The organism is Rahnella sp. RcJ3 (assembly GCF_009498575.1).
GTDB lineage: Bacteria > Pseudomonadota > Gammaproteobacteria > Enterobacterales > Enterobacteriaceae > Rahnella > Rahnella aceris.
This window is the reverse complement of the sequence record NZ_QSNX01000002.1, coordinates 354,450-379,507: the sequence shown is the minus strand read 5'-3', so window position 1 is coordinate 379,507 and position 25,058 is coordinate 354,450. Positions and strand designations below refer to the sequence as shown.

Genomic DNA, 25,058 nt, shown 5'->3' with positions numbered 1-25,058 from the left:
CACAAAGGCTGAATGATTAGAACCTCTTATTTAATATAGCCTTTCCCCGCAAACCATTCCATATCCCTTACAGTACCGCTTGCCGCAACCATAAAGCTAAGTTTCGGCAATATCATCGTCAGAAAAACATAAGCTAAATTAACTAATAAAGGTGATTATTAAAAATATAATTCAATAAATTCATTGAGTCACCCTAATAACCATTTTATGCCCAAGGTGTTTTGTTTAAGTAACATTAAGATTTTTCTTGTTTCATAAAATTTTGTTTACGCCCGCCTGTTGCAATATATCCTTTGAAAGCATTTATCTAATCCTGGAAAATACGTTTAAGACTTTACTTAGAACATGATCATTCATCCAGCATTCGCTATTAATCATTAGATAAATAAAACTAATTCCTGTTAAAATTTTTCAGCGGTAAAACAAAGCCTCCTGAACTTTTTTCAGAATTTGTCGAGCTTTGGTAAGATTTCATGATGTTCACCCCATTAAAGACAACAAACTGGCATCGCCGGGAATAGATGTGACGCAGCAAAAACAGTGAATTTATTGTTCACAAAGCACTCATTTGCAAAATATAAAATCACAAAATAACAATAACGCAGCATAAAAAACCATTAAGCTTCTCATCCTTTGAGGTAATAACCCACCATAACCCGCTTTACTGCTGTTTTTCACCAAAACGGTGCGCAGCCCTTCTCATGCCCTCTGCGGGAGAGTAAATTGAGCCCTTCGCACTGTTCTACGGTCGCTCCGCACCAGGGAAGAACAGGCTTTATTGCAAAAGGCTCTCATTTACATGTCCCCGATTGAAAAATCCCGCAAACTGGACAACGTCTGTTATGACATTCGCGGCCCGGTGCTCAAAGAAGCAAAACGTCTTGAAGAAGAAGGTAATAAAGTCCTCAAGCTGAACATCGGCAACCCTGCGCCATTCGGTTTTGATGCACCTGATGAAATCCTGGTCGACGTTATCCGCAACCTTCCTACCGCACAGGGTTATTGTGATTCGAAAGGTCTGTTTTCTGCACGTAAAGCGATCATGCAGCACTATCAGGCACGCGACATGCGCGACATCACGGTCGAAGATATCTATATCGGCAACGGTGTTTCCGAACTGATTGTTCAGTCAATGCAGGCATTACTTAACACCGGCGATGAAATGTTAGTCCCGGCACCTGATTACCCCTTGTGGACAGCGGCGGTTTCGTTATCAGGCGGTAATGCGGTGCATTACCTGTGTGATGAAGGGGCTGACTGGTTCCCGGACATTGCCGATATTCGTGACAAAATCACACCACGCACCCGCGGCATTGTGATCATCAACCCGAACAACCCGACCGGTGCGGTATACAGCAAAGAATTGCTGATGCAGATTGTGGACATCGCCCGGGAACATAATCTGATTATTTTTGCCGACGAAATTTACGACAAAATCCTGTATGACGAAGCCCAGCACATTTCCATCGCTTCACTGGCGCCGGATTTACTGACCGTCACTTTTAACGGTCTGTCAAAAACCTACCGCGTGGCCGGTTTCCGTCAAGGCTGGATGGTTCTGAACGGACCGAAGAAACATGCGAAAGGTTATATCGAAGGTCTGGAAATGCTGGCCTCGATGCGCCTTTGTGCCAACGTGCCGATGCAACATGCCATTCAGACCGCGCTGGGCGGCTATCAAAGTATCAGCGAGTTTATTCAGCCGGGCGGACGTCTGGTCGAACAGCGTGATCGTGCATGGGAACTGATCAATGAAATCCCGGGTGTTTCCTGCGTGAAACCTAAAGGGGCGCTGTATATGTTCCCGCGCATTGACGCCAAACGTTTCAACATCCATGACGATCAGAAAATGGTGCTCGATTTGCTGTTACAGCAAAAAGTCTTGCTGGTTCAGGGTTCTGCATTCAACTGGCCGTATCCGGACCATGTGCGTATCGTGACGCTGCCACGCGTTGATGAGTTGGAAATGGCCGTTAACAAACTGGGACGTTTCCTCGAAACCTATCGCCAGTAATGCAGTAAGGGCGCTGATAATGGCGCCCTTTTCTTTCTCCCGCCAGTTTCCGCATTTGCATAACTGTTTCGCACTGCTCACAATAGTCACTCATTCACCGTAGTTATTGAGAGTGCTATGAACCAGAGCCATTTTTTCGCCCATCTTTCCCGCCTCAAACTGATCAGCCGCTGGCCGCTGATGCGCAATGTCCGCACCGAAAACGTGTCGGAACACAGTCTGCAAGTCGCTTTTGTCGCCCATGCTTTAGCCGTGATCAAGAACCGTAAATTTAACGGCAATCTGAGCGCAGAACGCGTTGCCCTGCTCGCCATGTATCACGATGCCAGCGAAGTGATTACCGGTGATATGCCAACGCCAATCAAGTATTACAATCCGCAAATCGCGCATGAGTACAAAAAGATTGAGAAAATTGCTCAGCAGAAACTGATTGAAATGCTGCCAAAGGAATTACAGGAAGATTTCCGACCGCTGATTGACGAGCATTATTACACTGAAGAAGAAAAACTGACCGTCAAACAGGCTGATGCGTTATGTGCTTACCTGAAATGTCTGGAGGAATTGTCGGCAGGCAATAACGAATTCACACTGGCGAAAGCCCGTCTGGAGAAAACGCTGGCAGACAGAAAAAGCCCGGAAATGGACTACTTTATGGAAGTGTTCATTCCGAGCTTCAGTCTGTCATTGGATGAAATCAGCCTGGATTCCCCGCTCTGATATTAAGGTCAAAACGGGAACAGCACCGGCACCAGAAAAACGCTGACCAGCATCACCAGCAGAGTGAACGGCACACCGATGCGCAGGAAATCGCCAAATTTATAGTTACCCGGCACCATAACCAGCGTGTTTACCGGTGAAGACACCGGTGTCATAAAGGCGGCAGAAGCCGCAATAGCGATAATCATGGTGAACGGGTATGGCGATACCCCCATCTGGTGTGCTGCTGCGATAGCAATCGGTGCCATCAAAACCGCAGTCGCCGTATTGGAAATAAACAGCCCGATACCTGCACAGAGAATGAATAAACTCAGCAGCATCATATATGGCCCATAGCCGCCGCTTACCTCCATTAACCCCTTCACAATCAGCGCCACACCGCCGGTTTTTTGCAGCGCCAGCGCAAAAGGCATCATCCCGACTATCAGCAGCAAACTGGGCCAGTGAATGGCTTTGTAGGCCCCTTCCATCGTGATACAGCGGAATTTACCCATCAGCATGCAGGCGATAATGGCGGCGATAGCATTAGGCACATCATCGGTCAGCATCAGCGCAACCATCAGCGCCAGACAAAACAATGCATGCGGTGCCTGACTCAGGGCTGGCGCGACCTCGTCCACTTCGGCAGGAAGGTTAAGCACAATGAAATCATGCATTTGTTGCTGAAGCTGGCGGATCAGCTTCCAGTCGCCAATGACCAGTAGCATATCGCCGAGCTGTAATTCTTCATCCACCAGTTTTCCGTCCAGCGCTTCACCCTGACGGCGGATCCCGACGACATTCAGCCCATAGGTCGAACGGAAGGCGACGGCACGCAACGTTTTACCCAGGAGCTCCGAATCCGGGATCAGCGAGACTTCGGCCATCCCGACATCCCGCGATTGCTCAGAGAAATACTCGCCGCGTAGCACCATAGGCTCAAGCATTTCGTCAATGCAAAATTGCCTGATGGAAATGTCAGGATCTGACATATCAAGCAGTAACACATCGCGCGCAAACAGTTCGGTATTCCCCGTTGCGCTGACCATCACGCGGCGAAATTTACGCCAGCGTTCAATGCCCACCACGTTCGCGCCGTAGCGGGAACGCAGATGCACATCATCAAGTGTACGCCCGACCAGAGGCGAACCCGGACGGATAGTGACGCGACGCGCCCGGCCGGTCAGGTGATAATCGCGGATCAAATCCCGGAACGTTCGCCGCTTCCAGCGCTGCTGGCCTCGTGACGCATCTTCTGATGACAGCCAGCGACGGGCGATCAACATGTATCCGATACCCATTATCAGCACCACGAGCCCGACAGGGGTGACGCCGAAGAAACCAAAACCGTCGAATCCTTCACGCAACAGTTCGCTGTTGACCACCATGTTCGGCGGTGTGGCGACCAGCGTCATCATGCCACTAATAAGCCCGGCGAAACTTAGTGGCATCATCAGTCGTGCGGGAGAGGTTTTCATTCGCGCCGAAACGCTGATCACGACAGGAATGAAGATCGCGACTACGCCGGTGGAACTCATAAAAGCACCGAGACCGGCAACCGTGAGCATCAGCAAAACCAGCATCCGCGTTTCACTGTTGCCCGCCACCTTCATCAGCCAGTCGCCGACCTGATACGCCACACCGGTTCTGACCAGCCCGTGCCCGACGACAAATAGCGCCGCGATCAAAATGACGTTCGGGTCACTGAATCCGGCCAGCGCTTCATTGATGGTCAGCGTGCCGCTCAGGACGAAAGAAATAATCACCAGCAATGCCACAATATCCATTCGCAGCGTATTGCGCGCGAACAGCACCATAGCAATAACCAGTAACGTGACTACCCAAAGCAATTCACCGGTCAAAACACACTCCATTTGCGTTGAGAGAGGAGGATAAATAGCTATATACCCTAAATAATTCAAATTGTATCAAGGCGGCAACTGCGTAAATCTCCGGGGCTTACATGAGTAAGTGACCGGGGTTCGGGACCAATCTGCCGGGAGCAGACTGGTATGCTGCTTGCAGCGACTCGTTCAGGGGCGAGGCCCATGGATGGGCCGGGTAACGCAGCCAACGCTGAGACAGTTTGATGTATGACTGGGTATGAGAATGGCATAAAAAAACCCCGCACAGGCGAGGTTTATATCAATTAATACTGGGAAATTGTATTTTTTCTGTCCTTAACGCAGGCTGACTTTCACACCTTCGTCGGAACTGCTGACCAGCAGAATTTCGAGCGTAGTCAGATCGAAATCGACATTTTCAATCCCGGGTGTATCGTCTGGCGCATTGACGGCAATGACTTTGCAGCCCGCAGCCAGCCCGGCCATCACGCCGGCGGCAGCATCTTCAACCACCACACAATCTTCCGGTGCCAGACCTAAACGTTCTGCCCCCAGCAAGTAGGCATCGGGTTGTGGCTTGCCGTGTTTGACCTGTTCAGCGGTGATAAACACTTCGGGTTCAGGCAAATGCGCCGCTTTATGGCGCGCACTGGCAACAGGCATTGATCCGGAAGTCACAATCGCCCAGGGAATATTCTGGCGATTGAGTTCGCTTAACAACAAATGTGCGCCCGGGAGAGCGGCGACACCCTCGGTGTCCGTGGCTTCAATTTGTTCCAGCTTGAGAAACTCTTTTTGAATCGTTTCTTCGCTTTCACCCGCCATAAAATGACGCAAAGAAGTGATCGCCTGCTTACCGTGAATAAACGCCAGTACATCCTGCGGGCTGACACCCCAGCTAAGCGCCCAGCTCACCCAGGCACGCTCAACGGCAGGTAATGAATCAACTAACGTTCCATCAAGGTCGAACAAAAAACCCTTACAAAGCACAGGCGACTCCTTTAAGTGTTTACATCAGGCATTGATAATTTGCGCGATCTCTACCGCGCTCAGGTGATACTGACGCGGGCACGACTGCCAGACCGCCAACATACGCTGGTATTTATCCCACATTTTGGTCTGCGAGTTAAACCCATGAGTGCCTGCATCAAAATCAGTGTAACGTCCTTCGGTGTTCACCATAAAGCGGACATAGCTTAAATAACGGGATTCCGTTGCGGCATCAAAACCCAGGAAATCAATTCGGCGGCGATCCAAGTCTTGCGTGTCTTTCAAATTGGTCCACGACACCTGCATCGCATGATGCATTTCCATAATGTTAATGACTGTGCGACAGGTTTCTTCCGGCAATTCGCCGAAATCTCTGTCCAGCTCGCGCATTTGCAAACCAAAACCCCGTTCGATCACTGTTTGTAACCGGCGATAGCGTTCTGCGTTATCGGGATCCAGCATGGTCATCATCTTGTATTGATTGGACAAAATCAGGCGTTGAGCGTTCGTCATTTCCATCGTGAAAATCCTCATGTCTGCATAATGAGCAAAGCATGGCATAGCGCAAAGTTCTGCGAAATCGCAAGCACACCATTCTTTGATTTGGGTCGGGATCTCATCTGAAATAATCACCAGGGGAGACTTTCCCCCGGTGAAATGCGACTTATGAAAGACTATAGATGATGACAGACGCAGTAAGCGGGGAAATCAGGCTTACAGATCGTCTAAAAAGGTTTTGTCCAGCTGTTTGAACGCGCGCTTAAGGACGTCAGCCAGTGACTGATACGTCGGCGTGCCTTCAACTGGCGCCAGCGCCAGTCCGGATTCAGTGAGTTTATTGCGTACATCGTGGAACCAGCCGAGTAATCCCGGCGGCAGTGGCGTCAGAGAACGGCGACCCAGCCACCACAGTCCCTGCATCGGCAAGCTACAGGCAAAAATTGCCGTGGCGACGGCCAGCCCGAGTTGTCCGCCGAGCGCGATTTGCCACGTCAGGGTAAAGACCGCAACCGGTGGCATGATGCGTACCGCGAAGCGTGTAGCAGTAGAAATCCGGTTCTCCGGAAACATCGGAGCCAGGCGCTTATCTGACGGCCATGTCTTCATATAGTGCTGCCCGCGCTGGAATACCTGGAACCAGCCTACCGAGCCTGTTGGCTTACTCGTCATCTTTGCACCTCAACTTCACGTGTAAAATTTAAAAAATAGTTGTAAAACACAAACTGGAGTTTATCACGATAAAATATATTTTGTTTTTGCTGGCACCTGTCGGTATTCTATCGCAGCCTCGCAACCCTCTCAGGCAACGAGATCAATATAAACTTGGGGCAAACGCGGTGAATTGCAATCTTTCGCCCCCATAATAACCATAGTGCCTCGGTCTGAGAGGATTTGTAATTAATTATTGTATTTTTTGTTAGTGTTTTTGCTGATTAGTAACACCCTGAAGATACGTAAACCGAAATATGCGGTGCAGTAAACCGCTTTATTTCTGTCATCCGGACGCTTAAAAAAACCAAAGCCCGGCAATTCTTCAGCTTTTTCATCGTCATGCCTGTTTTGGCTCTCTGGCATGATGTTAATCATAATTGTCGCCGCCATTATGCGCTACGCTTGATGTCAGACTGACGATTTATTAACCACGTGTATTGTTTTTTTTAAACAGCACCAACAATAAATAGGTACTTCCATGTCGAGTAAGCTTGTACTGGTTCTTAACTGTGGTAGTTCTTCCCTAAAGTTTGCCATCATTGATGCTGCAAATGGCGAAGAACACATTTCAGGTTTAGCCGAATGTTTCCATCTGCCAGAAGCGCGCATTAAATGGAAAATGGACGGTGGCAAAGAAGAAGCCGCTTTAGGTGCGGGCGCCGCACACAGTGAAGCGTTGAAATTCATCGTTAATAACATTCTGAGCAAAAAACCTGAGCTGTCCGCAGAACTGGTTGCAATCGGCCACCGCATCGTTCATGGCGGCGAGAAGCTGACCAAATCAATGCTGATCAACGACGCTGTCATCGAGGGTATCAAAGAGTCTATCCCGTTTGCGCCGCTGCATAACCCGGCTCACCTGATCGGTATTGATGAAGCACTGAAATCTTTCCCTAAACTGGCTGATAAAAACGTTGCCGTTTTCGACACCGCTTTCCATCAGACAATGCCAGAAGAATCATACCTCTACGCCCTGCCGTACAGCCTGTATAAAGATCACCATGTCCGTCGTTATGGCGCACACGGCACCAGTCACTTCTACGTGACTCAGGAAGCCGCAAAAATGCTGAACAAACCCGTGGAAGAAGTGAATCTGATCACTTGCCACCTGGGTAACGGCGGTTCTGTCAGTGCCATCCGTAACGGTAAATGTGTGGATACTTCCATGGGGCTGACCCCGCTGGAAGGTCTGGTGATGGGTACCCGCAGCGGTGACATCGACCCGGCAATTATCTTCCACCTGCACGATTCTCTGGGCATGAGCGTTGATCAAATCAACAAAATGCTGACTAAAGAATCGGGTCTGCTGGGCCTGACTGAAGTCACCAGCGACTGCCGTTATGTTGAAGACAACTACACCACTAAAGCTGATGCCAGACGTGCCATGGACGTCTTCTGCCACCGCCTGGCGAAATACATCGGTGCGTACACTTCACTGATGGAAGGCCGCCTGGACGCCGTCGTATTCACAGGCGGTATCGGCGAAAACGCCGCAATGGTTCGCGAATTGTCTCTGGCTAAATTAGGCCTGCTGGGCTTTGAAGTGGATCACGAACGTAACCTGGCTGCCCGTTTCGGTAAATCCGGGGCGATCAACAAAGAAGGCACTCGCGCCGCTCTGGTTATCCCAACCAACGAAGAGCTGGTGATTGCACAAGACGCCGCGCGTCTGACTGCATAATTCGATTCAAGACTGCCCGCGTAATGCGGGCAATTTTTCACTTATAGGCAAACGCCGCCCGTTTGGACGCACCGCGCAGGATAATCATCGCGCTTATGCTGATCATTATCCCCTCTGCACAAACCTGCGAATGTCCCTGCCTGGCAACCGTTAAAGAGGTTTAGCCGTGTCCCGTACAATTATGTTGATCCCTACAGGCACCAGTGTCGGTCTGACCAGTGTCAGCCTGGGTGTGATCCGTGCCATGGAACAAAAAGGCGTCAGCCTGAGTATCTTCAAACCTATCGCCCAGCCGCGTACTGGCGGAGATGCTCCTGACCAAACCACGACCATTATTCGCGCTAACTCCACCGTGACTGCAGCCGAACCGCTGAAAATGAGCCACGTTGAAACCTTGCTGAGCTCAAACCAGCAAGACGTGCTGATGGAAGAAATCATCGCGCGTTATCACGAAAACACCAAAGATGCCGAAGTGGTGCTGGTTGAAGGTTTAGTGCCTACCCGCAAACACCAGTTCGCCAATGCGCTGAACTACGAAATTGCCAAAACCCTGAACGCAGAAATCGTCTTCGTTCTGGCGCTGGGTAATGATTCTCCTGCGCAGCTCAAAGAACGTATCGAACTGGCCCGTTCCAGCTTCGGTGGCAGCAAAAACAAAAATATCACCGGCGTAATCATTAACAAACTGAATGCACCGGTTGACGAGCAGGGGCGTACACGTCCTGACCTGTCTGAAATCTTTGATGATTCCACCAAAGCCAGCGTGGCAAATATCGACCCGACTCAGCTGTTCGCTAACAGCCCGCTGCCGGTTCTGGGCTGCATTCCGTGGAGCTTCGAGCTGATTGCCACCCGCGCAATCGACATGGCTAAGCACCTGAACGCACGTATCATCAACGAAGGCGACGTCAAAACCCGCCGCGTGAAATCCGTCACTTTCTGCGCACGCAGCATTCCGCATATGCTGGAGCATTTCCGTCCCGGCTCCCTGCTGGTGACCTCCGCTGACCGTCCTGACGTGCTGGTTTCAGCCTGTCTGGCAGCCATGAATGGCGTGGAAATCGGCGCTATCCTGCTGACCGGTGGCTACGAAATCGACGCCCGCATCAACAGCCTGTGCGAACGTGCATTCCAGACAGGCCTGCCAGTCTTCATGGTAGAAACCAATACCTGGCAGACTTCCCTGAGCCTGCAAAGCTTCAATCTGGAAGTGCCTGCAGATGACCATCAGCGCGTAGAGAAACTGCAACAGTACGTGGCTTCTCACATCAATGCTGACTGGATCAACTCCCTGAGCGCACACTCTGAACGTTCACGCCGTCTGTCACCTCCGGCATTCCGCTATCAGCTGACCGAACTGGCCCGTAAAGCCGGTAAACGTATCGTTCTGCCGGAAGGCGACGAGCCACGCACTGTGAAAGCGGCAGCGCTTTGTGCTGAACGTGGTATCGCGGAATGTGTTCTGTTGGGTAACCCTGACGAGATCAAACGCGTTGCAGCAGCTCAGGGCGTGACGCTGGGTAAAGGCATCGAAATCGTTGATCCGGTGGCTGTCCGTGAAGAATACGTGGCGCGTCTGGTTGAACTGCGTAAAAGCAAGGGTATGACCGAAGTGGTTGCGCGCGAACAACTGGAAGACAACGTGGTTCTCGGCACCCTGATGCTGGAACAAGGTAACGTTGACGGTCTGGTTTCCGGTGCTGTTCACACCACCGCAAACACCATCCGCCCGCCGTTACAGTTGATCAAAACTGCGCCGGGCAGCTCACTGGTTTCCTCTGTGTTCTTCATGCTGCTGCCTGATCAGGTTCTGGTGTATGGCGACTGTGCGATCAACCCGGATCCTACTGCTGAACAGCTGTCTGAAATCGCGATCCAGTCTGCGGACTCCGCTGCAGCCTTCGGTATCGAACCCCGCGTTGCCATGATCTCCTACTCAACCGGTAACTCCGGCGCAGGTAGCGACGTTGAGAAAGTGCGTGAAGCGACCCGTCTGGCCCAGGAAAAACGTCCGGATCTCATCATCGATGGCCCGCTGCAATATGATGCTGCGATCATGGCTGATGTTGCACAATCTAAAGCGCCAAACTCGCCGGTTGCGGGTAAAGCGACCGTGTTCATCTTCCCTGACCTGAATACCGGTAACACCACGTACAAAGCGGTACAACGTTCTGCGGATCTGGTCTCTATCGGGCCGATGCTGCAGGGTATGCGTAAACCGGTTAATGACCTGTCGCGTGGCGCACTGGTTGACGATATCGTCTACACCGTTGCACTGACTGCGATTCAGTCTGCTCAGGCAGAAGCAGCGGTTGCGGCCAAATAAGCCAAACCCTCTGAACGCAAGACGCCGGGCTTTTTGAGTCCGGCGTTTTTTTTGGTCTTTTTTGCGGATCGCTTCATGGCTGATCGATAAAGATTCAGAGCAGTGTTTTTGCTGCTTCCAGAATATGTTCAGCCGTCAGGCCATATTCCTGCTGTAAAAACTCCTGGGTGCCCACCTGTCCGTAACGCTCTTTGACACCAACCCGGCGCATCGGCACCGGCTGGTTTTCCACCAGCACTTCCGCCACCGCCGATCCCAGTCCGTTATGAATACTGTGGTTTTCACAGGTCACAATTTTGCCGGTTTTCGTGGCGTATTTGATGATGACATCTTTATCAATCGGCTTGAGGGTAAACATGTCGATGACTGCCGCACTGACCCCTTCGCGTTCCAGCATTTGCGCCGCTCTCAGCGCTTCCGCCACCATAATCCCGTTAGCAATCAGCGTCACGTCTGTGCCATCACGCAGCACATTGGCCTTGCCGATGGTAAACGTCGAACCTTCCTTGTAAACCTGCGTAGCCTGTTTGCGAATGGTACGCACCCAGTAGAAACCTTTTAAATCCATCAGTTGCAGCAAAATATTGCGGAACATCACGGCGTCGGTGACTTCCATCACCACCGAACTCGCCAGCCCGCGCACAATACCCATATCTTCGAACGACATATGCGTGCCGCCGTTATGACAGGCGCTGACGCCCGCATCTGACGCAATGATCTTGACGTTATTCTTCTGGTAATCCAGCGACATAAACAGCTGATCGAAACAGCGGCGGCTGGCAAAGGCGGTAAAAGTATGCACAAACGGCACGCGACCGGTCAGCGAAAGCCCGGCGGCAACACCGATGACATTCGCTTCCATGATGCCGCAGTTAATCACGTGATCAGGATGATTTTTGTGTACGCCGTCCATCGCCATCGAGCTCATCAGATCGGCTTCCAGCGCGATAATCGGCGTATTCTCTACAATTTTTTCGCGCACAGTGCTGGCGTAAACTTTACGCATTTCTACTGCGTCTTTTTGCAATTCAAGAGAAACTTCAAACATGAGTGGCCTCCAGCTCAGCGATAGCGTTTTCGATTTCCAGTTTCACATCCGGCGTTAAACGCAGGTGATGTGAGTTCGCCAGTTGCTCGAGATACTTCACGCCCTGCCCTTTGATGCTGTCGAGGATCACCACCAGAGGACGCTGCTCGGCGTGACGAACCGGCGTGACCGCCTCGCTGATAGCCACAATGTCATCGCCTTTAATGGTCTCTACATCAAACCCGAACGCACTGAATTTTCCGGCCAGATCGAATGGCTTAATCACTTCATCCAGCGTGCCATCGAGTTGCTGTTTGTTGTAATCGATGAACAGTGTCAGGTTATGCAGATTGTGGTGCGCAATAAACTGGAAGGCTTCCCAGCACTGGCCCTCGTTCAACTCACCGTCGCCAAGAATGCAGAAGACGCGGTTGCTGCGACCAGCCAGCTTATGCGAAAGTGCCATGCCCGCCGCAATGGAAACGCCTTGTCCCAGCGAGCCGGTGGTGGCATCCACGCCGGTGGTCCGCAGCCGGTCCGGATGGCTCGGCAGCTTTGTGCCATTCTGGTTGAGTGTGTGTAATTCGCTGACCGGGAAATAACCTTTCAGTGCCAGCGTGGCATACAACGCCGGACCAGCATGGCCTTTGGACAGCACGAAATAATCCCGCTCCTGCCAGTCTGGTTTTTTCGGGTCGATGCGCATCACATCGCCATACAACACGGCCAGCGTTTCCACCACGGACATGCTGCCGCCATAGTGCCCGAATCCTAAACCGGTCAGCATTTTTAGCGTCTCGATACGGATATGGCGGGCCAGATCACGAACCTCCTGGACATCTTTCATCTTCATTGGTCCTTATTTTAATGAGCACTTATCCTGGCCTGTTATTTCTAACAGGCAGGACAGTGTTTCCCGGATGGAGTTAAAAAACGTAGTGGTGCAGGGAATTACTTTTCAGTGATTTCTTTCTCAGCCGCCGGTTTTTTGCCGAGATAGTTCCAGGCAACCAGTACCGCGAAGATACCGACAATCAGCGCCATGATGCCTTCCTTCGACATAAAGCGAGCCAGATTACCCAGCAGAATGCCGATAACGCCGAAGTCCGCATCAGAGAAGGTGGCATTCGCAAAGCCCAGCGCGCCCAGTACTGGCAACAGCAGAACCGGCAGGAAGGTAATCAGCACGCCGTTGGCAAACGCACCGATCATTGCCCCGCGACGCCCGCCGGTCGCATTACCGAACACACCTGCCGTCGCACCAGTGAAGAAGTGTGGCACCACGCCCGGCAGGATCAGCACCAGATGCATTTGCCCTAACAGGAACAGTCCCACCAGACCGCCAAGGAAGCTGAACAGGAAACCGATCAGCACCGCATTCGGCGCGTACGGATACACCACCGGACAATCCAGCGCCGGACGGGCATTAGGCACCAGTTTCTCGGAGAAGCCGACGAATGCCGGAACGATTTCCGCCAGGATCAGACGCACACCCTGCAAAATGATGAACACACCCGCCGCAAAGGTAATTGCCATGATGATGGCGTACACCAGGTAGTTCTGGCCTGCACTGTAGGTCGCCTCAACAAAGACCTGACCCGCGAACACCGCCATAATCAGATAAATAATAATCATGGTGAGTGAGATTGAGATGGAACTGTCGCGCAGGAAACTGAGGTTTTTCGGCAGATTCATTTCTTCCGTAGAACGTGAACCTTTGCCAACTTTACTGCCGATCCAGCCCGATAAGACGTAACCAATGGTGCCGAAATGACCAAATGCCACGTCGTCGCTGCCGGTAATTTTACGCATGTAACGTTGCGCCAGCGCCGGGAAGAACGCCATGATAAGGCCCAGCGTCAGGGAACCGGTGAACACCAGTGAAACACCTTCAAAACCGGCCACCGTCAGAATAACGCTGATCATACAGGCCATATAAAACGTGTGATGACCGGTCAGAAACACATATTTAAGACGGGTGAAACGGGCCACGATCAGGTTTGCCACCATACCAAACGCCATAATTAACGCTGTCGGTGCACCGAATTTCTCCAGCGCGATGGAAACAATCGCTTCGTTATTAGGAATAATACCCTGGATATTAAAGGCGTGTTCAAACATACCGCCTAAAGGATTTAATGAGCCAACTAATACTGTTGCACCACCGCCCAATACTAAAAAGCCAAGTATTGTTTTAACCGTGCCTTTCACCACATCAGAAAAGTTTTTCTTTTGTGCCACCAGACCGATTAATGCGATGAGCCCCACCAGTATGGAAGGCACTTTTAATATATCGACCACAAACTTGAGCGTTTCCTGGATAAACATATCCACCTCGTTTGTCTATTTGTTTTATTTGTAGGGTTATTCAGTGCCGGTCAGGACACTGGATGTTTTTCAAAGTGAGCAATCAGTTTTGTTTCAAGTTCATTAATATCAATGATGTTGGTAATCACCACTAACTGGTTTTCAGGAATGCTGGCACTGGCAGCGATGTCCTTTGCCATCACGAACAGGTCGGCTTCACCCGGAATGGCTGAGGACAAATCGGAGTGCTGAACATCTGCCTGAATATTGAGTTTCTTCAGGACTTTCTTGATGTTCATTTCAACCATAAAGCTGCTGCCTAAACCGGAACCACAAATCGCCATGATTTTCATATTATTCACTTGTCCTTTATCTGTTTTTTAAACGATTAAAATATGTAGAACCGTACTCCATCTGCACATGTTAATGCATATGAATGGTCAGAATACCCTTAGATTTAAGTCGCACTCCCTTTACAATATTAAGTCAAATTAATAGCGGGATATAACGTCCTGAATTTCTCTGATGGTTTTTGCCTGATGTATTTTCTGCATATCTTCTTCACTGGAAAATAATTCTGCCAGTTCAGAAATCAGTTCAATATGGCTGTGCTTATCTGCTGCCGATAACATCACCACGGTATACACCGGATCGTTATCCTCTGAATTAAACGCCACGCCGTGCGGCAGCGTCAGCAACGAGAGTCCCAACCCGTTCGCCCCTTCTTCTGGTCTGGCGTGTGGCATCGCAATGCCCGGCGCCAGAACAAAATACGGCCCCAGTTTTTCCCGTTGAGCAAAAATAGCCGTCAGGTAATCCGGGGTAATTGTCCCTTCTTTCAGCAGTGGCTCAGCGCTCACTTCCACTGCCTGCCGCCAGTCCGTGATATCCGTTCTGATCTGAATTCGTTCAGATGTCAGCCAATCATTCAGCATAGTGATGCTCCGTTTTTATTTTTAAAGATGGCCGGTCAAATTTCCCCCAGACCGCACCAACGATCCAGACTCTACTTCAGCGGTAGCGTTAACATCTGTGATACAGATCTCAAAGATAGCGCTACCAAACTTCTATCATTGAGATCTGTGATAGCGCTATCAAAAATAATCACACAGCGGTATCGCCGTCCCGTGGATCGCATAAATAACGGTATACTTTGTCGGGAAATTGCCGATAATTTACCGAATTCTGCCGTGGTTCCCGATTTACCGGTCCTGCTGCGGCCCGCTTTTTTCGCTATACCTGTGGGTATACATTTTGCGCAAGATGCGCAGTTAAGGTCAGGATCGTGAATGTCCATTAACAAGAAAAGACGCAGTACCGGAAGAGTGACGCTGGCTGATGTCGCGCAACTGGCGGGCGTGGGCAGCATGACTGTTTCCCGTGCGCTGCGCACACCCGAACAGGTCTCCGATAAGCTACGGGAGAAGATCGAAGAAGCGGTCAGTCAGCTGGGATATCTGCCCAACCAGGCCGCCAGTTCCCTGGCTTCCGCCTCCTCAAATACCATTGCGATGATTGTACCGAGCCTTTCCGAAGCGGGCTGCGCCGAGATGTTTGCCGGGCTACAGAAAGTGCTGCAACCGGCCGGTTATCAGATCATGCTGGCGGAATCTCAACATCGTATTGAGCGGGAAGAAAAACTGCTGGAAACGCTGCTTTCCTACAATCTGGCGGCGGCGATTTTACTGTCCGTTGAACACTCCGCCAATGTACGTCAATGGCTGGATAACCTGACCATCCCGGTGCTGGAAATCGGTGCGCTGACCAATTCGCCAATCGACATGAATATCGGCATTGATTATGTCGAGGCGATGTTTCAGTTGACCCAGACGGTGGTGGCGAAGGGATATCAGAATATTGGCATGCTGTGTGCCAATCAGGAACAGTGGATTTTCCAGCAGCACCTTCAGGGTTGGCGTAAGGCCATGTTGAAAGCGCACATGTCCCCGCACCGGGTGATAAACGCCGCCGAGCCTGCCAGCTTTTCCACCGGCGCTCAGCAACTGCCGGAGTTCCTGCTTGCCTGGCCGGAAATTGACGCGCTGGTGTGTGTTTCCGACGATCTCGCCTGTGGCGCACTGTATGAATGCCAGCGCAGACGCATCAAAGTGCCAGATGAACTTGCCGTGGTCGGCTTCGGCAATGCCGATGTCAGTAAAGTATGCCAGCCGCCGCTGACCACTATTGCTATTCCGCATAAAGAAATCGGGGTGCGCGCCGCCCAGGCATTGCTGGCGAGGATTAATGACGAGGAATGGGAAGAAGTGACGATCGCTTCGTCGTTGTGCAAGCGGGAGAGTTGCTAAAAAGAGAACGGGCGATATGCGTTCGCCCGTGATGTGATTCAGATATCATCTTTCGCTGACGATTCTTCTTCATCGTTTTCTTTATTACCCGGGACAGACGCATCCGCCACAGGGGCTACGGCTTCACGGGTCAGCGGCTTACCGTGTTCTTTCTCATTGTTTCGCGTCATCCACAGAGAAAGTGCTTTCAGGGAGTCCGGCGTAAATTCATCACAACGCGCAGTGATTTCTTCCGGTGTCATCCAGCGGACGGCATCAATTTCTTCTTCCTGCAGGGCAAACGGGCCATGGGATACACAGCTAAACAATGCTCCCCATACGCGACATTTGTTCTCTTCTTCAAAGTAGAACTGACCGTGCTCTGCAAACGGCACACCGGCAATACCCAGCTCTTCCTCGGCTTCACGGCGAGCTGAATCAAGTATATTTTCACCGCTTTGCACCACACCACCGGCCGTTGCATCGAGCCAGCCCGGATAGAAATCTTTGGTTTCAGTCCGACGCTGAACCAAAATATTCCCCATTCCATCATGAACCACAATATAGCTGGCACGATGACGCAGGACCTGAGCACGCATTTGTTGTCGGCTGGCCTGGGCAATGACCTCGTTGTCTTCGTTGACGATATCAACCCACTCATCCGTACTGATGTTTTGCTCTTGTTCTGACATCCGCTGGAACCTTCTCTTTTAAGCGCTGGTCTGTGCGCAATAAGTCTGTGCGCTGTGATTTTGCAACACGTCGATAATGTCCGGAGATTCTATCTGGGTCTGCTGGGTGGCTTCAATAGCTATGGATGCGTTGATGCAACCTAAAAGCTATGTTACCCCGCAAAGTTCGCCATCAGACAAGTCCGACATAGACTTCTAAACATCTGCATTATGATACCCTACTCAATCGGATAAGAAGCTTGTGATTACCCGTTCCACATTAGCGCATCCCGCCCCGCCATTCGCGGAGAGTGATTAAAACAACGCAGGAGGCAATATGATCGATCTTTATTACGCACCAACACCGAATGGCCATAAAGTTTCTCTTTTTCTTGAAGAGAGTGGCCTGCAATACCGGCTCCACCGTATTGATATCAGCGCAGGGGAGCAATTCAAACCTGAATTCCTCGCCATTTCACCCAACAACAAAATCCCGGCCATTGTCGACAGTCAGCCCGTTGACGGCGGCACACCGGTCAGTATTTTTGAGTCTGGCGCAATTTTGCAATATCTGGCAGAAAAAACCGGAAAATTTCTCAGCAAAGAGTTGCGTGAGCGCACAGTGACACTGGAATGGCTGACCTGGCAGGTTGCCGGATTTGGCCCGATGCTGGGTCAGAACCACCACTTTACGCATTATGCGCCGCAGCCGGTGCCTTACGCCATTGAGCGTTATTTACAGGAAACTCAGCGTCTGTATGGCGTGCTGAACCGCCAGTTAGAGAAAAATGTCTATATCGCCGGGGAGAATTACAGTATCGCCGACATGGCCACTTATCCGTGGGTCGCGGCTCATGAACGCCAGCGTATTGATCTGGCTGGATACCCTGCCGTACGCAACTGGTTCGAACGGGTTAAAAGCCGCCCGGCGACACAAAAAGCCTACGCGCTGGCGCAGGTTCAGTAAGCCCCTTCAGCCTGCCGGAGGCGTTCTGAATATCTCAGAATAAAAAACCCTTAACTGTGCTCCATATCGCGAGTTAATTGCGATGACTCATCTATGATTAAAGACAGTTCATCCGCGTATTCAGACAGTTAAGGATCCCGATATGAAGATCTTGATTACCGGCGCCACCGGCCTCATCGGAAGAAAATTGACCGAACGGCTTCTTGAGCAATCTCATCAGATCACCGCCCTGAGCCGTGCCCCTGAACGCGCGGCGAAAATACTCGGGTCGCAGGTTTCCGTCTGGGAAACGCTGGAAGGAAAAACCTCGCTCGACGGTTTCGATGCCGTAATTAACCTTGCCGGTGAACCCATTGCCGACAAACGCTGGACCAAAGAACACAAAGCGTTGTTATGCGAGAGCCGCTGGAAGCTGACAGAAAAGCTGGCAACGCTGATTAACGCCAGTGAAAAGCCCCCTGCCGTGTTTATCTCCGGTTCGGCGGTCGGCTATTACGGCGATCAGGGCCAGGCTCTGGTGCCTGAAGATGAGCCGCCTAACAAGCAGTTTACCTGGCAATTGTGTGCCCGCTGGGAAGCACTGGCGATGTCAGCACAAAGCGCGGCGACGCGTGTTTGTTTGCTGCGCACCGGCATCGTACTGGCTGAAAAAGGCGGTGCGCTGGCCAAAATAGTTCTGCCCTACCGCGCCGGTCTCGGTGGCCCGCTCGGTGATGGTCAGCAATACATGCCATGGATCCACATCAACGACATGATTGACGGGATTCTGTTCTTGCTGGAACACGAAACACTTTCCGGCCCGTTCAATATGGTGTCGCCGTATCCGGCGCGCAACGAGCAATTCAGTGCCCTGCTCGGCGAAGTATTGCACCGCCCGGCGTTTATGCGGGCACCCGCGCCTGTGGTGCGCTTGCTGATGGGCGAATCAGCTGTATTAGTGCTGGGTGGTCAGCGGGCAGTGCCGCGCCGGCTGGAAGCAGCAGGGTTTATTTTTAAGCATCAGGAGTTAAAGGAAACGCTGGAGGATTTGCTGGGATGAAGGGTCTTGCAGCCCTTCACCCTGCTCAACCAGATTGGGGTCTCATAGGTACAATGGCGCGGTACTGGCGCTTTTTAAAAACTGATCGGGGGGATGTTTCGGTTTCTCAATAACTGAGATTACTTAACTTTCTGCACCGAAACCGCCCAAAGGAGGAAAGTGCTTTTCCTCCTTTGGATTCCTCCTCGCTTTTTCAACAAGCGCTTCGCTCGCTGGCTATGTTTCAGCTATCACTGCGACAGGCTGGAAATCTTGCCGCTGCGCGGTGCCTTCTCTCGGTCCTGAAGCCTTGGTCTTCAGGCCGCTCCGTTCAGCAAGATTTCTGAATCGCCCGCACGTTCTTAAATTCAAAAACAGAGAGGTTTTATCTTTTAGAAATGTTGATTGGCGTGCTCAAAAATGGCACCGAATGAACGGTTCGAGACCTATGGCTCGAAGCCTGAAATGAGGGAATCGCGGAGCGATGACATTTTGCGCCACACTCAGAACGATCAGAACATGTCCTTCGTTCCAGCGACAGCGCGCAGTGAAAAAGCGAGGGGAGTGCAGAGGGGAAAAGCCTTTCCCCTCTGCTCGGTTTCGGCGAAATATCTCGTGTGAGAACTGTTATTGAGAAACCGAAACTTTCACAATTCAATTTCCCCCCCTCAGGTTCTACTCCTTCACATCCACCTGATAAAACACATGTTTCCCAAACGGGTCCACTTCATAACCGCTCACTTCTTTGCGTACCGGTTCGAAAATGGTCGAGTGGGCGATCATCACCGCCGGTGCCTGATCGTGCATCATCTGCTGGGCCTGCTCGTAAAGCGCCACGCGTTTCGCATGATCGGTGGTTTCTTTCGCTTCGGTGATCAACTGGTCAAACGGCGCGTAACACCATTTCGCTGAGTTCGAACCGCCCTTCGCGGCATTACAGGTAAACAGCGGACCAAAGAAGTTATCCGGGTCACCGTTCGCCGTTGTCCAGCCCATCAGCGCTGCCATATGTTCGCCGTTACGGATACGGGTCTGGTATTCACCCCATTCGTAACTGACGATATGCGCTTTCACGCCAATTTTTGCCCAGTCCGCCTGGATCATTTCCGCCATACGCCGGGCGTTCGGGTTATACGGACGCTGTACCGGCATCGCCCATAAATCGATATCAAAACCGTTCGGCATCCCGGCTTCGGTCAGAAGAGCTTTGGCTTTCTCCGGTGAGTAATCGTAATCCACCAGTTTGTCGTTGTAACTCCAGACCCCCGTCGGCAGCAGCGTTTTCGCGACGGTTCCCGTACCGTGGAACACCGCTTCAATGATCTGTGGTTTGTTAATAGCCATGGTCAGCGCCTGACGCACTTTCACATTATCCAGCGGCGCTTTCTGCGTATTGAACGACAGGAAACCCGTGTTCAGGCCAGCCTTGCTCATCAGGTTGATGTCTTTATTGGCGCGCATACGATCCAGATCAGCCGGATTCGGGAACGGCATCACCTGGCATTCGTTTTTCTCGAGTTTGGCGAGCCGCATTGAGGCGTCAGGCGTAATGGTATACACCAGACGGTCAATTTTGGATTTGCCCTGCCAGTAGTCCGGGAACGCTTTGTACAGCAGGCGCGTATCTTTCTGGTACTGCACCAGCTCAAACGGCCCGGTCCCAATCGGATCCTGATCCAATTTTTCCGGTGTACCGGCTTTAAGCATCTGATCGGCATATTCCGCCGAGAGGATGGAAGCAAAATACCACGCCAGATCGGCCACGAACGGCGCTTCGGGACGTGTCAGGTTAAAGCGCACCGTGTAATCATCCACCTTATCAATGCTGCCGATAAGATCGCCCATTTTCAGGCTGTCGAAGTTAAGGTAAGTGCCGCCGGAAATTTTATGATAAGGGTTATTCTCGTCTTTCTGGCGCATGAACGAGAAGATCACGTCGTCAGCGTTGAAGTCGCGGGTGGGTTTGAACAACTTGCTGCTCTGGAATTTCACGCCTTTACGCAGGTGGAAGGTATAGGTTTTACCGTCTGCGCTGACCTCCCAGCTTTCCGCCAGACTCGGCACCAGTTCTGTAGTACCGATTTTGAAATCCACCAGACGGTTATAAATTGGCGCAGCGCTGGCATCCACGGAAGTGCCCGATGTATAAAGTTGCGGGTTGAATTGCTCAGGCGAGCCTTCGGAGCAGTAAACCAGCGTTTTAGCACAAACGCCGCTGGTGATGGTTAACGCCAGTAAACCTGTGCTTATTTTTAAGATGTTGTGTTTCATTCTTTTCCCTATTTTCCCTGTCCGGAGAGTGTTTAGATCTTCTTCATCGTGGAACCTAAAGCAAAAACAGATTAACATCTGAATAACACGTAGTAATACTTTGTTATATATGAAAATCTTATAACAGGGAACAATATTTGCGCACATTCAGAGGTTAAGATGTCGACAACAATCGCAACACAGCTTACCGAACGCTTCTACCGCTATCTCTCCGTGACATCACAAAGTGATGCCAGCGCGACGACCTTACCGAGCACGCCGGGCCAGCACGACATGGCGCGGTTGCTGGCTGAAGAACTGCATCAGCTGGGTCTGGAAAATATTCAGATCGATGAATATGCCACCGTGACGGCAGTCAAATCCGGCACCAAAAAAGGGGGGCCGCGTATCGGTTTTATCACGCATATCGATACCGTGGATGTCGGCCTGCGCCCGGATATTCATCCGCAGACATTGCGTTTTACCGGTGAGGATGTGTGTCTGAACAAGGCGCTGGATATCTGGCTGCGCCCTGCGGAACGCCCGGAAATCTTACCTTACAAAGGTGAGGATATTATTTTCAGCGACGGTACCAGCGTGCTGGGCGCGGATAATAAAGCGGCGGTCACTGTCGTGATGACATTGCTGGAAAACCTGACGGCTGAGCAGGAATACGGCGATATCGTGGTGGCGTTTGTGCCTGACGAAGAAATTGGTCTGCGCGGTGCCAAGGCGTTGGATCTCGCCCGCTTTGATGTCGATTTTGCTTACACCATCGACTGCTGCGAACTCGGCGAAGTGGTGTATGAAAACTTCAATGCGGCAGCGGCAGAAATTACCTTCACCGGCGTGACAGCGCATCCGATGTCGGCCAAAGGCGTGCTGGTGAATCCGCTGCTGATGGCGCAGGATTTCATCAGTCATTTTGACCGCGCTGAAACCCCTGAAAACACTGAAGGCCGGGAAGGTTATATCTGGTTCAACGGCATGAGCGCTTCGCAGCAAGGCGCGGAACTGAAAGCTTCTATTCGCGATTTCGACAGCGCCAGTTTTGCCGCCCGTAAGCAGAAAATTCAGGATGTGGCGAAAGAGATAGCCGCGCAGTATCCGACCGCAAAAGTCTCAGTTGAGATCAGCGATACCTACAGCAATATCAGCAGCGCCATCGGCGAAGATCGCCGGGCGATCGACCTGATCTTTGCCGGCCTGAAAGAAATTGGCGTGGAGCCGAAAGTGATCCCGATGCGTGGCGGCACCGACGGCGCAGCATTATCGGCCAAAGGATTACTGACGCCGAACTACTTTACCGGCGCGCACAATTTCCACTCGAAGTTTGAGTTCCTGCCGGTGAATTCGTTTGTGAAGTCCTATGAACTGACCGTTCAGCTGTGCCTGCTGGCTGCGAAAGATTAATTCGACTCGCTTTTTATCTTGCTCCTCCCCCTGCGAAGGGGGAGGGAGTTTTTGTTACTTCAATGCACCTGACAGGAACTGTTGCAGACGGGCGCTTTTCGGATTGCCAAAGACTTCAGCAGGATCGCCCTGCTCTTCAATCACACCCTGATGCAGGAAGATGACATGGCTGGAGACATGACGGGCAAACTCCATCTCATGCGTTACCACCACCATGGTTTTTCCCTCTTCCGCCAGCTTTTGCATGATACGCAGCACCTCGCCGACCAGTTCAGGATCCAGCGCGGAAGTCGGCTCATCAAACAGCAGCACTTCCGGTTCCATCGCCAGCGCGCGGGCAATAGACACACGCTGTTGCTGACCGCCTGACAAGTTCACCGGATATTTACCTTGTGCGCGGGCATCAATACCCACTTTATCGAGGTATTTCACCGCACGTTCACGCGCTTCGGCTTTGCTCAGCCCCAGCACCTGCACCGGCGCTTCCATGACGTTTTCCAGCACCGTCATGTGGCTCCACAGGTTGAAATGCTGGAACACCATCGTCAGTTTGGTACGCAGCAGCTGCAGTTGCTTCTTATCAAACACTTTCAGCTGACCGTCGGTGTCGCGCACCATGCGGATATCCTGATTATTAACGCTGATCGAGCCTTCGCTTGGTTTCTCGAGGAAGTTAATGCAGCGCAGGAAGGTACTTTTTCCGGAACCTGATGAACCGATAATACTGATCACATCACCCGCATTGGCCGACAACGAAACACCTTTCAGCACTTCGTGGTCGCCATAGCGCTTGTGGAGATCGAGAACCGCTAATTTGTTTTCTGGCATAAAGTTATTCCGCAAAAATAATTCTTATTAATGAGCTTGGGGCTTTACGTGAGCCAGCCAGCGTTTTTCCGCCTTGCGGAACAGCCCGATCAGGACAAAAGAAACACAAAGATAAATCACTGCTGCAATCCCGAAAGCATAAAACGGCTGATACGTCGCCGAGTTGATGTCGCGGGCTATTTTCAGCACGTCCGGTACCGTGGCGGTAAATGCCAGCGCGGTGGAGTGCAACATCAGAATGACTTCATTACTGTAAGCAGGCAGCGCCGTACGTAATGCCGACGGCAAAATAATGCAGGTGTACAGTTTAAAGCGTGAGAAACCGTAGGCATTGGCCGCTTCGATTTCGCCGTGCGGTACTGCGCGGATAGCACCGGCAAAAATCTCGGTGGTGTAGGCACAGGTGTTGAGCGTCAGCGCCAGAATCGTACAGTTAAGCCCGCTGCGGAAGAAGGCATTGAGGAAGTCGGTACCACGCACGATTTCCAGGCTGTACATCCCCGAATAAAACACCAGCAACTGAACATACAGCGGCGTTCCGCGGAAAATATAGGTGTACAGCCAGATCGGATAACGCAGGAATTTGTTAGAAGACACGCGCCCCACCGCCATCGGTACCGCCAGTAATCCGCCTATCACCACGGAGCTGATCAGTAACCACAGGGTGATCGCCAGACCGGTAAAACGGTAGCCATCGCTGTAGAGCAAAGACATACCGTACTGTTGTAAAATCTCGATCATAGATCAGCCCTCTTCACACCCAGCGAATAACGGCGATCAAGCCATACCAGCACGCCGTTCGACAGCGTGGTGAAAATCAGATAAACCACTCCCGCCACAATCGCAAAATAGAACGGCTGATACGTGCCTTTCCCGGCCAGTTGCGTGGCTTTGACCACATCATTCAGACCCAGCAAGGACACCAGCGCGGTGGCTTTGAGAATAACCTGCCAGTTGTTGGCAATACCCGGCAGTGCAAAGCGCATCATGGCCGGAAATAAAATTCGTCGGAAAATCTGTGAACCGCTGAACCCGAAAGCCGTCGCAGCTTCGATTTGTCCACGCGGGACCGCCATAAACGCACCACGGAACGTCTCAGTGAAATAAGCCCCGTAGATAAAGCCCAGCGTGATAATACCGGCGCTCATCGGATCGATATCAATTTGCGTCAATCCCAGTGATTCGGTGACGCTGTTAAGCGCAATCTGCAACCCGTAGAAAATCAATAACATTAATACCAGATCAGGTACGCCGCGAATAAGCGTGGTGTAGCAACCAAAAAAACCAGACACGATCCGGTTCTTTGACAGTTTCCCGCCCGCGCCGATTAACCCTATCACCAGCGCCAGAATGACTGACGAAATCGCCAGCTCCAGTGTCACTAACGTGCCCTGGATAATTACCTGGGAATACCCATACAGCATGGTTTTTTCCTGTCTTTAGTGGATCCCTGCGCAGACAAAAAGACGGCCAGCGTCAGAACCGCAGGGAGCGGCACACCGCCCCCTTTGGCACATCTCACGACGCGT

General features: G+C 51.5%; 24 protein-coding genes. 8 read left to right on the top strand and 16 right to left on the bottom strand.

The window, feature by feature from the left end; genetic code table 11:
- The first annotated feature begins 799 nt into the window (after positions 1–799).
- Entirely contained in the window at positions 800–2,014 is a 1,215-nt protein-coding gene (locus DXU84_RS04445; protein WP_013574587.1) for a pyridoxal phosphate-dependent aminotransferase, read from the top strand.
- Here DXU84_RS04445 and DXU84_RS25380 read toward each other — a convergent pair.
- On the bottom strand, positions 1,974–2,069 hold the full coding sequence (locus DXU84_RS25380; protein ID WP_353050891.1) for a hypothetical protein: 96 nt from the start codon (positions 2,067–2,069) through the stop codon (positions 1,974–1,976). The two genes, DXU84_RS04445 and DXU84_RS25380, sit on opposite strands and share 41 nt — an antisense overlap.
- A 62-nt stretch (positions 2,070–2,131) precedes the next feature.
- Here DXU84_RS25380 and yfbR point away from each other — a divergent pair, with 62 nt between their 5' ends.
- Positions 2,132–2,731: a 5'-deoxynucleotidase gene (yfbR, locus tag DXU84_RS04435; protein ID WP_013574586.1), complete on the top strand. Its 600-nt coding sequence runs from the start codon at positions 2,132–2,134 to the stop codon at positions 2,729–2,731.
- Between the two features lie 8 nt (positions 2,732–2,739).
- Here the strand turns inward: yfbR and DXU84_RS04430 are convergent, their stop codons facing one another.
- From DXU84_RS04430 to DXU84_RS04410, 5 genes are all read right to left on the bottom strand, one after another.
- Positions 2,740–4,572 carry an SLC13 family permease gene (locus tag DXU84_RS04430; RefSeq protein WP_153374939.1) on the bottom strand — a complete coding sequence of 611 codons (1,833 nt, stop codon included), beginning with the start codon at positions 4,570–4,572 and terminating at the stop codon, positions 2,740–2,742.
- A gap of 318 nt (positions 4,573–4,890) precedes the next feature.
- Complete coding sequence (locus DXU84_RS04425; protein WP_013574584.1) at positions 4,891–5,544, bottom strand: sugar phosphatase; 654 nt, start codon at positions 5,542–5,544, stop codon at positions 4,891–4,893.
- Positions 5,545–5,568: 24 nt separating this feature from the next.
- Positions 5,569–6,063 carry a YfbU family protein gene (locus DXU84_RS04420; protein ID WP_013574583.1) on the bottom strand — a complete coding sequence of 165 codons (495 nt, stop codon included), beginning with the start codon at positions 6,061–6,063 and terminating at the stop codon, positions 5,569–5,571.
- Between the two features lie 195 nt (positions 6,064–6,258).
- Positions 6,259–6,714 (bottom strand): terminus macrodomain insulation protein YfbV, encoded by a 456-nt coding sequence (gene yfbV / locus DXU84_RS04415; RefSeq protein ID WP_013574582.1) that lies wholly within the window; start codon positions 6,712–6,714, stop codon positions 6,259–6,261.
- A 228-nt stretch (positions 6,715–6,942) separates the two neighbouring features.
- Complete coding sequence (locus tag DXU84_RS04410) at positions 6,943–7,131, bottom strand: hypothetical protein (RefSeq protein ID WP_112151348.1); 189 nt, start codon at positions 7,129–7,131, stop codon at positions 6,943–6,945.
- A gap of 103 nt (positions 7,132–7,234) precedes the next feature.
- Between DXU84_RS04410 and ackA the strand changes: the two genes are divergently transcribed.
- The gene (gene ackA / locus DXU84_RS04405; RefSeq protein ID WP_013574580.1) at positions 7,235–8,437 is read left to right on the top strand and encodes an acetate kinase; all 1,203 of its coding nucleotides are present in this window, start codon (positions 7,235–7,237) and stop codon (positions 8,435–8,437) included.
- 181 nt (positions 8,438–8,618) lie between these two features.
- On the top strand, positions 8,619–10,763 hold the full coding sequence (gene pta, locus DXU84_RS04400; RefSeq protein ID WP_153374992.1) for a phosphate acetyltransferase: 2,145 nt from the start codon (positions 8,619–8,621) through the stop codon (positions 10,761–10,763).
- Positions 10,764–10,857: 94 nt separating this feature from the next.
- On the opposite strand, the gene DXU84_RS04395 is transcribed toward pta, so the two are convergent.
- The 5 genes from DXU84_RS04395 to DXU84_RS04375 all read right to left on the bottom strand — a co-directional run bounded on the left by DXU84_RS04395 (position 10,858) and on the right by DXU84_RS04375 (position 15,032).
- Positions 10,858–11,811, bottom strand: a complete 954-nt coding sequence (locus DXU84_RS04395) for a transketolase family protein (protein WP_153374937.1) — start codon at positions 11,809–11,811, stop codon at positions 10,858–10,860.
- Entirely contained in the window at positions 11,804–12,637 is an 834-nt protein-coding gene (locus DXU84_RS04390) for a transketolase (RefSeq protein ID WP_013574577.1), read from the bottom strand. The genes DXU84_RS04395 and DXU84_RS04390 overlap by 8 nt, the downstream gene beginning before the upstream one ends.
- A gap of 104 nt (positions 12,638–12,741) precedes the next feature.
- Positions 12,742–14,118 (bottom strand): PTS ascorbate transporter subunit IIC, encoded by a 1,377-nt coding sequence (locus DXU84_RS04385; RefSeq protein WP_013574576.1) that lies wholly within the window; start codon positions 14,116–14,118, stop codon positions 12,742–12,744.
- A 50-nt stretch (positions 14,119–14,168) separates the two neighbouring features.
- Positions 14,169–14,450, bottom strand: coding sequence for a PTS sugar transporter subunit IIB (locus tag DXU84_RS04380; RefSeq protein WP_013574575.1), 282 nt, complete (start codon positions 14,448–14,450; stop codon positions 14,169–14,171).
- Between the two features lie 138 nt (positions 14,451–14,588).
- Complete coding sequence (locus tag DXU84_RS04375) at positions 14,589–15,032, bottom strand: PTS sugar transporter subunit IIA (protein ID WP_013574574.1); 444 nt, start codon at positions 15,030–15,032, stop codon at positions 14,589–14,591.
- Positions 15,033–15,386: 354 nt separating this feature from the next.
- On the opposite strand from DXU84_RS04375, the gene DXU84_RS04370 reads away from it, so the two are divergent.
- On the top strand, positions 15,387–16,403 hold the full coding sequence (locus tag DXU84_RS04370) for a LacI family DNA-binding transcriptional regulator (RefSeq protein WP_013574573.1): 1,017 nt from the start codon (positions 15,387–15,389) through the stop codon (positions 16,401–16,403).
- A 38-nt stretch (positions 16,404–16,441) separates the two neighbouring features.
- Here the strand turns inward: DXU84_RS04370 and yfcD are convergent, their stop codons facing one another.
- Positions 16,442–17,074, bottom strand: coding sequence for an NUDIX hydrolase YfcD (gene yfcD / locus DXU84_RS04365; RefSeq protein ID WP_112151210.1), 633 nt, complete (start codon positions 17,072–17,074; stop codon positions 16,442–16,444).
- 316 nt (positions 17,075–17,390) lie between these two features.
- On the opposite strand from yfcD, the gene yfcG reads away from it, so the two are divergent.
- Together yfcG and DXU84_RS04355 are read left to right on the top strand one after the other, a co-directional pair.
- The gene (gene yfcG, locus DXU84_RS04360) at positions 17,391–18,020 is read left to right on the top strand and encodes a GSH-dependent disulfide bond oxidoreductase (RefSeq protein WP_153374935.1); all 630 of its coding nucleotides are present in this window, start codon (positions 17,391–17,393) and stop codon (positions 18,018–18,020) included.
- 142 nt (positions 18,021–18,162) lie between these two features.
- Positions 18,163–19,059, top strand: a complete 897-nt coding sequence (locus DXU84_RS04355; protein WP_013574570.1) for a TIGR01777 family oxidoreductase — start codon at positions 18,163–18,165, stop codon at positions 19,057–19,059.
- Between the two features lie 654 nt (positions 19,060–19,713).
- Here DXU84_RS04355 and DXU84_RS04350 read toward each other — a convergent pair.
- Positions 19,714–21,309, bottom strand: a complete 1,596-nt coding sequence (locus DXU84_RS04350; protein WP_153374933.1) for an ABC transporter substrate-binding protein — start codon at positions 21,307–21,309, stop codon at positions 19,714–19,716.
- A gap of 159 nt (positions 21,310–21,468) precedes the next feature.
- Between DXU84_RS04350 and pepT the strand changes: the two genes are divergently transcribed.
- Entirely contained in the window at positions 21,469–22,701 is a 1,233-nt protein-coding gene (pepT, locus tag DXU84_RS04345) for a peptidase T (protein WP_153374931.1), read from the top strand.
- A gap of 54 nt (positions 22,702–22,755) precedes the next feature.
- On the opposite strand, the gene hisP is transcribed toward pepT, so the two are convergent.
- The 3 genes from hisP to DXU84_RS04330 are packed head-to-tail and all read right to left on the bottom strand — an operon-like array spanning position 22,756 to position 24,953.
- Positions 22,756–23,529 carry a histidine ABC transporter ATP-binding protein HisP gene (hisP, locus tag DXU84_RS04340; RefSeq protein ID WP_013574567.1) on the bottom strand — a complete coding sequence of 258 codons (774 nt, stop codon included), beginning with the start codon at positions 23,527–23,529 and terminating at the stop codon, positions 22,756–22,758.
- A gap of 27 nt (positions 23,530–23,556) precedes the next feature.
- On the bottom strand, positions 23,557–24,270 hold the full coding sequence (locus DXU84_RS04335; RefSeq protein WP_013574566.1) for an ABC transporter permease: 714 nt from the start codon (positions 24,268–24,270) through the stop codon (positions 23,557–23,559).
- Positions 24,267–24,953 carry a histidine ABC transporter permease HisQ gene (locus tag DXU84_RS04330; RefSeq protein ID WP_013574565.1) on the bottom strand — a complete coding sequence of 229 codons (687 nt, stop codon included), beginning with the start codon at positions 24,951–24,953 and terminating at the stop codon, positions 24,267–24,269. The genes DXU84_RS04335 and DXU84_RS04330 overlap by 4 nt, the downstream gene beginning before the upstream one ends.
- Positions 24,954–25,058 lie beyond the last annotated feature (105 nt).

Coding starts and splice junctions, on each gene's coding strand:
- pepT (WP_153374931.1), top strand. CDS start 21,469: ATGTCGACAACAATCGCAACACAGCTTACCGAACGCTTCTACCGCTAT.
- DXU84_RS04445 (WP_013574587.1), top strand. CDS start 800: ATGTCCCCGATTGAAAAATCCCGCAAACTGGACAACGTCTGTTATGAC.
- DXU84_RS04395 (WP_153374937.1), bottom strand. CDS start 11,811: ATGTTTGAAGTTTCTCTTGAATTGCAAAAAGACGCAGTAGAAATGCGT.
- yfbV (WP_013574582.1), bottom strand. CDS start 6,714: ATGACGAGTAAGCCAACAGGCTCGGTAGGCTGGTTCCAGGTATTCCAG.
- pta (WP_153374992.1), top strand. CDS start 8,619: ATGTTGATCCCTACAGGCACCAGTGTCGGTCTGACCAGTGTCAGCCTG.
- DXU84_RS04380 (WP_013574575.1), bottom strand. CDS start 14,450: ATGAAAATCATGGCGATTTGTGGTTCCGGTTTAGGCAGCAGCTTTATG.
- DXU84_RS04390 (WP_013574577.1), bottom strand. CDS start 12,637: ATGAAAGATGTCCAGGAGGTTCGTGATCTGGCCCGCCATATCCGTATC.
- yfcD (WP_112151210.1), bottom strand. CDS start 17,074: ATGTCAGAACAAGAGCAAAACATCAGTACGGATGAGTGGGTTGATATC.
- DXU84_RS25380 (WP_353050891.1), bottom strand. CDS start 2,069: ATGCGGAAACTGGCGGGAGAAAGAAAAGGGCGCCATTATCAGCGCCCT.
- yfcG (WP_153374935.1), top strand. CDS start 17,391: ATGATCGATCTTTATTACGCACCAACACCGAATGGCCATAAAGTTTCT.
- DXU84_RS04350 (WP_153374933.1), bottom strand. CDS start 21,309: ATGAAACACAACATCTTAAAAATAAGCACAGGTTTACTGGCGTTAACC.
- DXU84_RS04420 (WP_013574583.1), bottom strand. CDS start 6,063: ATGGAAATGACGAACGCTCAACGCCTGATTTTGTCCAATCAATACAAG.
- DXU84_RS04335 (WP_013574566.1), bottom strand. CDS start 24,270: ATGATCGAGATTTTACAACAGTACGGTATGTCTTTGCTCTACAGCGAT.
- DXU84_RS04370 (WP_013574573.1), top strand. CDS start 15,387: ATGTCCATTAACAAGAAAAGACGCAGTACCGGAAGAGTGACGCTGGCT.
- DXU84_RS04355 (WP_013574570.1), top strand. CDS start 18,163: ATGAAGATCTTGATTACCGGCGCCACCGGCCTCATCGGAAGAAAATTG.
- yfbR (WP_013574586.1), top strand. CDS start 2,132: ATGAACCAGAGCCATTTTTTCGCCCATCTTTCCCGCCTCAAACTGATC.
- DXU84_RS04410 (WP_112151348.1), bottom strand. CDS start 7,131: ATGATTAACATCATGCCAGAGAGCCAAAACAGGCATGACGATGAAAAA.
- DXU84_RS04330 (WP_013574565.1), bottom strand. CDS start 24,953: ATGCTGTATGGGTATTCCCAGGTAATTATCCAGGGCACGTTAGTGACA.
- DXU84_RS04375 (WP_013574574.1), bottom strand. CDS start 15,032: ATGCTGAATGATTGGCTGACATCTGAACGAATTCAGATCAGAACGGAT.
- ackA (WP_013574580.1), top strand. CDS start 7,235: ATGTCGAGTAAGCTTGTACTGGTTCTTAACTGTGGTAGTTCTTCCCTA.
- DXU84_RS04385 (WP_013574576.1), bottom strand. CDS start 14,118: ATGTTTATCCAGGAAACGCTCAAGTTTGTGGTCGATATATTAAAAGTG.
- hisP (WP_013574567.1), bottom strand. CDS start 23,529: ATGCCAGAAAACAAATTAGCGGTTCTCGATCTCCACAAGCGCTATGGC.